The sequence below is a fragment of the Stenotrophomonas sp. NPDC077421 genome, assembly GCF_049545505.1.
GTDB classification, from domain to species: Bacteria; Pseudomonadota; Gammaproteobacteria; order Xanthomonadales; family Xanthomonadaceae; genus Stenotrophomonas; species Stenotrophomonas nematodicola.
Genome location: NZ_JBMWDP010000008.1, coordinates 126093 through 132591, shown reverse-complemented (window position 1 = coordinate 132591; position 6499 = coordinate 126093). Strand labels below are relative to the sequence as shown.

General features: G+C 68.4%; 7 protein-coding genes. 4 read left to right on the top strand and 3 right to left on the bottom strand.

What is annotated here, in order from left to right:
* Positions 1-211 precede the first annotated feature (211 nt).
* The 3 genes from ACPEH1_RS06500 to ACPEH1_RS06490 all read right to left on the bottom strand — a co-directional run bounded on the left by ACPEH1_RS06500 (position 212) and on the right by ACPEH1_RS06490 (position 2868).
* Positions 212-436 (bottom strand): hypothetical protein, encoded by a 225-nt coding sequence (locus tag ACPEH1_RS06500; protein ID WP_017355713.1) that lies wholly within the window; start codon positions 434-436, stop codon positions 212-214.
* A 102-nt stretch (positions 437-538) separates the two neighbouring features.
* Positions 539-2071 carry an AmpG family muropeptide MFS transporter gene (locus ACPEH1_RS06495; RefSeq protein ID WP_017355712.1) on the bottom strand — a complete coding sequence of 511 codons (1533 nt, stop codon included), beginning with the start codon at positions 2069-2071 and terminating at the stop codon, positions 539-541.
* Positions 2068-2868: an exodeoxyribonuclease III gene (locus ACPEH1_RS06490; RefSeq protein WP_017355711.1), complete on the bottom strand. Its 801-nt coding sequence runs from the start codon at positions 2866-2868 to the stop codon at positions 2068-2070. The genes ACPEH1_RS06495 and ACPEH1_RS06490 overlap by 4 nt, the downstream gene beginning before the upstream one ends.
* Before the next feature lie 162 nt (positions 2869-3030).
* Between ACPEH1_RS06490 and pyrE the strand changes: the two genes are divergently transcribed.
* The 4 genes from pyrE (at position 3031) to kdpA (ending at position 6491) form a co-directional block, all read left to right on the top strand.
* Entirely contained in the window at positions 3031-3690 is a 660-nt protein-coding gene (pyrE, locus tag ACPEH1_RS06485) for an orotate phosphoribosyltransferase (protein ID WP_017355710.1), read from the top strand.
* A gap of 19 nt (positions 3691-3709) precedes the next feature.
* Positions 3710-4378 (top strand): hypothetical protein, encoded by a 669-nt coding sequence (locus ACPEH1_RS06480; protein ID WP_017355709.1) that lies wholly within the window; start codon positions 3710-3712, stop codon positions 4376-4378.
* A 289-nt stretch (positions 4379-4667) separates the two neighbouring features.
* A complete protein-coding gene (locus ACPEH1_RS06475; protein WP_017355708.1) occupies positions 4668-4760 on the top strand; it encodes a potassium-transporting ATPase subunit F in 93 nt (30 codons plus the stop codon).
* Between the two features lie 12 nt (positions 4761-4772).
* Positions 4773-6491 carry a potassium-transporting ATPase subunit KdpA gene (kdpA, locus tag ACPEH1_RS06470; protein ID WP_017355707.1) on the top strand — a complete coding sequence of 573 codons (1719 nt, stop codon included), beginning with the start codon at positions 4773-4775 and terminating at the stop codon, positions 6489-6491.
* Positions 6492-6499 lie beyond the last annotated feature (8 nt).

Below are 6499 nucleotides of genomic sequence, written 5' to 3'. Positions count from 1 at the left end.
GAGCCCGGCTCTACGGGGGCGTGGTGCGGGGAACAGCCGGCGGCATGGCGCGGCGCGCAGCCGGGCAGAGCCCGGCTCTACGGGGGCGTGGTGCGGAGAACAGCCGGCGGCATGGTGCGGCGCGCAGCCGGGCAGAGCCCGGCTCTACGGGGGCGTGGTGCGGGGAATGGCCGGCGGCATGGCGCGGCGCGCAGCCGGGCAGAGCCCGGCTCTACGGGGGGGCGTCGGGGAGGGCCTGGAGGGCGGCGATGGCGTCTGCGAGGGCATTCACTTCGGGGTCGTGGAAGCCGCTGCGGACGTCCAGTTCGCTGGTGAACAGGCCCTGTTCGAGCAGCACCATGCAGGTGTGTTCACGGGTCCAGCCGCGCGCCACGGCGACGCGCCGGATACGCTCGTTCAACAGCGGGTCCAGATCCCGCAGCAGCAGATCGACCATTGTTCTCCCCGTCGGCAAGCACCGCCCCCACGGCACAACAGTCCCCATCATCCAACAGCACACTGCGGGTGGCAAACCGGGGCGGCCGGCCCCCGCCGGCGGTCAGCCGGTGGCGGCGGTCTGGGTGGTGGCATCCACTTCCCGGCGCAGCCACCAGGCCATCAGCAGGCCGGGAACGCCGACCAGCACCGAGACCAGGAAGAAGGTCTGCCAGCCATAGGCATCGGCCAGCACGCCTGCGAACGGCCCCACGAACACCCGCCCCAGCGTGGCGAACGCCGACAGCAGCGCGTAGTGGGTGGCCGAGAAGCGCGTGCCGCACAACCCGCTGAGCAGGGCCACGAAGGCTGCCGTGCCCATGCCGCCCGCGAAGTTGTCCAGGCTGAGGGCAAACAGCAGCAGGCTGTCCATCAGCGTGGCGTGCTCAAGGTGCACGATCAGCAGGTTGAAGGCCGGGACGGTGACCGAGCCCCATGCCCCGGCACCTTCGCGGGCCAGCGCGTAGAAGCCCAGGTTGGACACCAGCTGCAGTACGCCAAAGCCCAGCAGGGCCTGCGACAAGCGCAGGCGCAACAGGAAGAAGCCGCCCACGATGGCGCCCACGATGGTCATCAACAGACCGATGGTCTTGTTGGCCAGGCCCACTTCGGCCTGGCTGAAGCCCATGCCCTTCAGCAGGAACGGCGTGGACAGGCTGAGGGCGAATGCATCACCGATCTTGTACAGCACCACCAGCGCGAGGAACGCACCGGCCCCGCGCATGCCGAAATAGCTGCGCAGCGAGGCGTTGAGGGTCTGGAAGGGAATCCAGCGGGTCACGCCGAGGCCGACGGTCATTGCGCCGGCGATCTGGCTGACCACGAAGGTGAGCCGGGTCCAGCGGTCGCTGCTGTCCGGGTCCAGGCCGACCAGCACCAGCAGGTAGTGCACCACCCACGCGCCGACCGCGACACCGGCCACCAGGGCCACGAACCCGCGCAGCTCGCCACCGGCACGGGACACCGGCGCGGTGAAGCGCGCGGGCAGGCGCGGCATCAGCAGCAGGGCCAGCACCCCTACCCCGACCGCCAGCCCCGCCATCACCCGGTACACCTGCGGCCAACTCTGCCACTGCTCGGCCCAGATCAGGGTGATGCCACCGGACAGGACCATCGCCAGGCGGTAGCCCAGCACGGTGAACGAGCCGCCCAGGCCGCGTTCGGCCGGTTCCAGCAGGTCGGTGCGGTAGGCGTCGATCACCACGTCCAGGGTGGCCGACAGGCAGGCCACCAGTACCGCGACCCCGGCGAACAGGGGCAGGTTGCGCGACGGCGACAGACTGCTCATCAACACCAGAGCGGCGGCCAGCGCGAACAGCAGCAGGACGATCCAGCCGCGGCGACGGCCCAGCAGCGGGATGTCGAAACGGTCGATCAGCGGCGCCCACAGGAACTTGAAGGTGTACGGGATGCCGATCAGGGACAGGAAACCGAGCGTGACCAGGTCCAGCCCGTCCACGGTCAGCCAGGCCTGCATGGCCCCGCCGGTCAGCGCCAGCGGCAAGCCGGAGGCGAAGCCCAGCAGCAGGATCACGAACAGGCGTCGTGCCCGCTGCAGGGGGGTATGCGGCACCGACACCGCCGCCGCTTCATTCATGGGGCGTAGTCCACCGTGAACGGGGCATGGTCGGAGAAGCGCTCATCGCGGTAGATCGAGCAGCTGCGCAGGCGCTCGCGCAGGCCGGGGCTGACGAACTGGTAGTCGATACGCCAACCCACGTTGTTGGCGCGGGCCGCGCCGCGGTTGCTCCACCAGGTGTAGTCCTCGCCGTCGGGGTGGAGCAGGCGGTAGGCATCGGTCCAGCCCTGGCCGGCGGCGATGTCCAGCGCCTGGCCGGCGTCCACGCACTGGCCGTTGAGCCAGTCGCGCTCGGGCGGCAGGCAGCCGGAGTTCTTCTGGTTGGACTTCCAGTTCTTGATGTCCAGCGCCGAGCGCACGATGTTCCAGTCGCCGCACAGGACGTAGTCGCGGCCGCTGGCCAGCCATTCGGCCAGGATCGGGCGCAGCCACTCCATCACCTCGAACTTGAAGCCTTGGCGCAGGTCGCCCGAGCTGCCGGAGGGGATATAGAACGAGACCACGCTGAGGTTGCCATAGCGGGCCTCGATGTAGCGGCCTTCATCGTCAAACGGCGCCCAGCCCAGCGAGGTGATCACCTGATCGGGCTCGCGCCTGCTGTAGATGGCCACGCCGCTGTAGCCCTTCTTGGTGATGGCGTCGCGGTAGAAACAGTGGTGGCCGTCCGGGCGGAACATCGGGTCGGTCAGCTGGTCTTCCTGGGCCTTGGTCTCCTGGATGCACAGCACGTCGGCGTCCTGGGCGCGGAACCAGTCGAGGAAGCCCTTGGTGGCAGCGGAACGGATGCCGTTGGCGTTGAAGCTGATGATGCGCATGCTGACCCGGGTCTGGAGCGGTAACCGGCAAAGCATACCGGGTTGACCCCCGGCCCGGCTGGCCGGATCCGGCCGCTGCAGGCCCCGCGACCGTCTGCCGCGAGCCTGAATTGCCGCCCATGCATTAGGATTTGCGCTCCAAATGAATTGAATAGAGTCTAGATGAGCGACCATCGCCACCGTTTTCTGCAACTTGCCCTGACCGCCGATGCCCTGCGCTTCGGCCAGTTCACCCTGAAGTCCGGCCGCCTGAGCCCCTACTTCTTCAACGCCGGCCGTTTCGATTCCGGCGCCCGCATGGTCCAGCTGGCGGCCTGCTATGCCGACGCGGTGGAAGCCACCGGGCTGAAATTCGACGTGGTCTTCGGGCCGGCCTACAAGGGCATCCCGCTGGCCACCGCGACCGCCTGCGAGTTCGCCCAGCGCGGGCGCGACCTCCCGCTGAGCTTCAACCGCAAGGAAGCCAAGGCCCACGGCGAGGGCGGCAACCTGATCGGCGCGGACATGAACGGCAAGCGCGTGCTGATCGTCGATGACGTGATCACTGCCGGTACCGCGATCCGCGAGGCCCTGGCCATCATCAAGGGCGCCGGCGGCACCCCGGCCGGGATCGTGGTGGCGCTGGACCGCCAGGAGATCGCGTCGGAGACCGACCAGCGATCGGCCGCCCAGGCCGTGGCCGAGGAAGCCGGCATTCCGGTAGTGGCCGTGGCCACGCTGGCAGACCTGCTTGATTTTGCCTCCGGAAATCCGGAACTTGTCGGCTACAGGCAGCCGCTGGAGGACTATCGGTCCCGCTACGGCAGCCGTCCTACGCGCTGACAGCAGGGGGCTGTCCACCATGTCCAGGGTTTCCGCCATTGTCGTGACCGGCCTGCTGCTGGCATTGCCAGCGTCGTGGGCGCAGGCCCAGAAGGCGCGCAGCGATGTGTCCGTCAAGCCGAAGAAGCTGTTCTGCTGGAACCAGGGCAACGAGCGGATCTGCAGCGATGCGCTGCCCCAGGACGCGGTGAACGCCGCACGCGAGGAGTTCAGCGTCAACAGCGGCCTGCGTCGCGGTGAGGTGCAGCGCGCGATGACCGAAGAGGAACGCGCCGGCGCCGCGGTGGAGGCCGCCCAGCGCCGGCTGGACCTGGCCGCCGAGCAGACCCGCCAGCGCACCGAGCAGGCGATGCTGTCCACGTATGAGAACGAGGCGGACCTGCGCCGGGTGTTCGTCGAACGCACCGGCATCCTGGACAACAACATCCAGACCGCCCACTACAACGTGGCCAGCCTGCGCGATGCGCTGGTGACGCTGCTGTCGACGGCGGGCAACCGCGAGCTGGCCGGATCGCCGGTGGCCGACAAGCAGGCCGCGGAGATCCGCCAGCGCCACACCGAACTGCTGGCGCAGAAGCGAATGCAGGCCTCGTTCGAACAGCAGCGCATCGCGCTGGATGCGGAGATCGAGGAAACGCTGCAGCGGTACCGGTTGTTGAAGGGTGCGGCGAGCGATCCTCGCGGGTAGGCGACCGGGTCGCGCCCGGCGCTGAGGCCAGGACAAAAGGGGCGGATGCGACGGCATCCGCCCTTTTTTTATGCACTCTTTACGCGCTGCCCGCCTGGGGGGCGTGGAGCGTTTACGCCCTGGAGGACCACCATGCTCGCCTGACGTGGAGTGGTTCCACCTGGACGTCCCATGAGCCTGTATCCGATTGTGTTCCCCGCCGCGAGCGCCGACCGGCGCCGATCGCGTGCGCGTGCTGCCGGTGCACCCCGCACCGCGCCCTCCCTTTCCCCCCTCTGAGGCCACGACCATGCCTGCCTGGCTTTCCCTGGTGTGCGGCGTGCTGGTGCTCGTCGCCGCCGCCTACCTGCTGTATGTCGTGCTTCGGCCCGAAGCGTTCTGACCGGAGCCGATCATGACCGAGATCCTGTTGATCCTGCTGGCCAGCATTGCGCTGGCCTTCCCGCTCGGGCTGTACCTGGCCCGGGTGATGCGTGGCGCGCCGATGCGCGGCGACGCCGTATTCGCGTGGGTGGAGAAACCGCTGTACCGGCTGCTCGGGGTGAACCCCGCGCGCGGCATGTCCTGGCGCGGGTACGTGGGCGCGTTCCTGCTGAGCAACGTGGTCATCGCCGCGCTGGTGCAGACCGTGTTCATGACCCAGGCCTGGCTGCCGTTCAATCCCGACCAGATTCCCAACATGCGCTGGGACACGGCGCTGCACACGATGGTGTCGTTCCTGACCAACACCAACCAGCAGCACTATTCGGGCCAGGCGCAGCTGTCCTACTTCGCGCAGATGACCGCGATCACCGGCCTGCAGGTGGTGACCCCGATGATGGGGCTGGCCCTGGCGGTGGCCACCCTGCGTGCGCTGTTCGGCGCCCGCCCGGACGAGGTGGATGCGCAACAGGCGGCCCAGCTCAGTGGCGACCGCCGCGTGGACGTGGGCAACTACTACGCCGACGTGGTGCGTGCATGCGTGCGCTTCATGCTGCCGCTGTGCCTGCTTTGGGCGGTGCTGCTGACCAGCCAGGGCGTACCGTCCACGCTGGCCGGCGGCCCACAGGCCACGCCGATCGATGCAGCGTCGGGCATGGACTCGCAGAAGCTGCCGCTGGGCCCGGTCGCGGCGATGGTTGCGGCCAAACAGCTCGGTGCCAATGGCGGTGGCTGGTATGGTCCCAACAGCAGCATGCCGTATGAAAACCCGACCCCGCTGTCCAATGCGCTCGAACTGATCGGCATCCTGCTGATCCCGATCAGCGTGATTTTCATGCTGGGCGCGTTCACCGGGCGCCGGCGCCTGGCCGGGCTGGTGTTCGGTTGCATGCTGGCGATGTCCAGCCTGTCGGTGGCGGCCACGGTGTGGCTGGAAGGCCATTCGGCGACCGCCGCCAGCCCGCTGCTGATGGAAGGCAAAGAAGTGCGCTTCGGCGCTGATGGAACCGCCTTGTGGGCCGCAGTGACCACCCAGGTCTCCAACGGCTCGGTCAACGGCATGCACGACTCGCTCAGCCCGCTGGCCGGCGCCGTGCCGATGGTCAACATGCTGATCAGCGCCATCTGGGGCGGCATCGGCTGCGGCCTGCAGCAGTTCCTGGTGTACCTGCTGCTGGGCGTGTTCCTGGCCGGCCTGATGACCGGGCGCACCCCGGAACTGTTCGGACGCAAGCTGGAAACGCCGCAGATCCGCCTGCTCGCCCTGCTGGTGCTGCTGCAGCCGATCACGCTGCTGACCCTGACCGCGGTGACGCTGGCGATCCCTTCGATCACCGGCACCTCCAATCCAGGCTTCCACGGCATCAGCCAGGTGTTCTATGAGTACACCTCGGCATATGCCAACAACGGTTCGGGCTTCGAGGGGCTGGGCGATGCGACGGTGTGGTGGAACCTGAGCTGCACGCTGGTGCTGCTGCTGGGCCGCTACCCGGTGCTGGTGATTCCGCTGATCGTGGCCGCGCAGCTGGCCGCCAAGCGCCGTGCTCCCGAATCGGCCGGCACGTTGCAGATCGAAACCCCGACGTTCGCGCTGACCCTGATCGCGCTGATCGCCATCCTGACCGTACTGCAGTTCATGCCGGCGCTGGTCCTTGGCCCGGTGGCCGACCACCTGTCGCTGACGCTGCACTGAGACATGAC

Bases quoted from the DNA above. Each gene is read 5' to 3' on its own strand.
- ACPEH1_RS06495 (WP_017355712.1), bottom strand. From the start codon at position 2,071: ATGAATGAAGCGGCGGCGGTGTCGGTGCCGCATACCCCCCTGCAGCGG.
- pyrE (WP_017355710.1), top strand. From the start codon at position 3,031: ATGAGCGACCATCGCCACCGTTTTCTGCAACTTGCCCTGACCGCCGAT.
- ACPEH1_RS06500 (WP_017355713.1), bottom strand. From the start codon at position 436: ATGGTCGATCTGCTGCTGCGGGATCTGGACCCGCTGTTGAACGAGCGT.
- kdpA (WP_017355707.1), top strand. From the start codon at position 4,773: ATGACCGAGATCCTGTTGATCCTGCTGGCCAGCATTGCGCTGGCCTTC.
- ACPEH1_RS06490 (WP_017355711.1), bottom strand. From the start codon at position 2,868: ATGCGCATCATCAGCTTCAACGCCAACGGCATCCGTTCCGCTGCCACC.
- ACPEH1_RS06475 (WP_017355708.1), top strand. From the start codon at position 4,668: ATGCCTGCCTGGCTTTCCCTGGTGTGCGGCGTGCTGGTGCTCGTCGCC.
- ACPEH1_RS06480 (WP_017355709.1), top strand. From the start codon at position 3,710: ATGTCCAGGGTTTCCGCCATTGTCGTGACCGGCCTGCTGCTGGCATTG.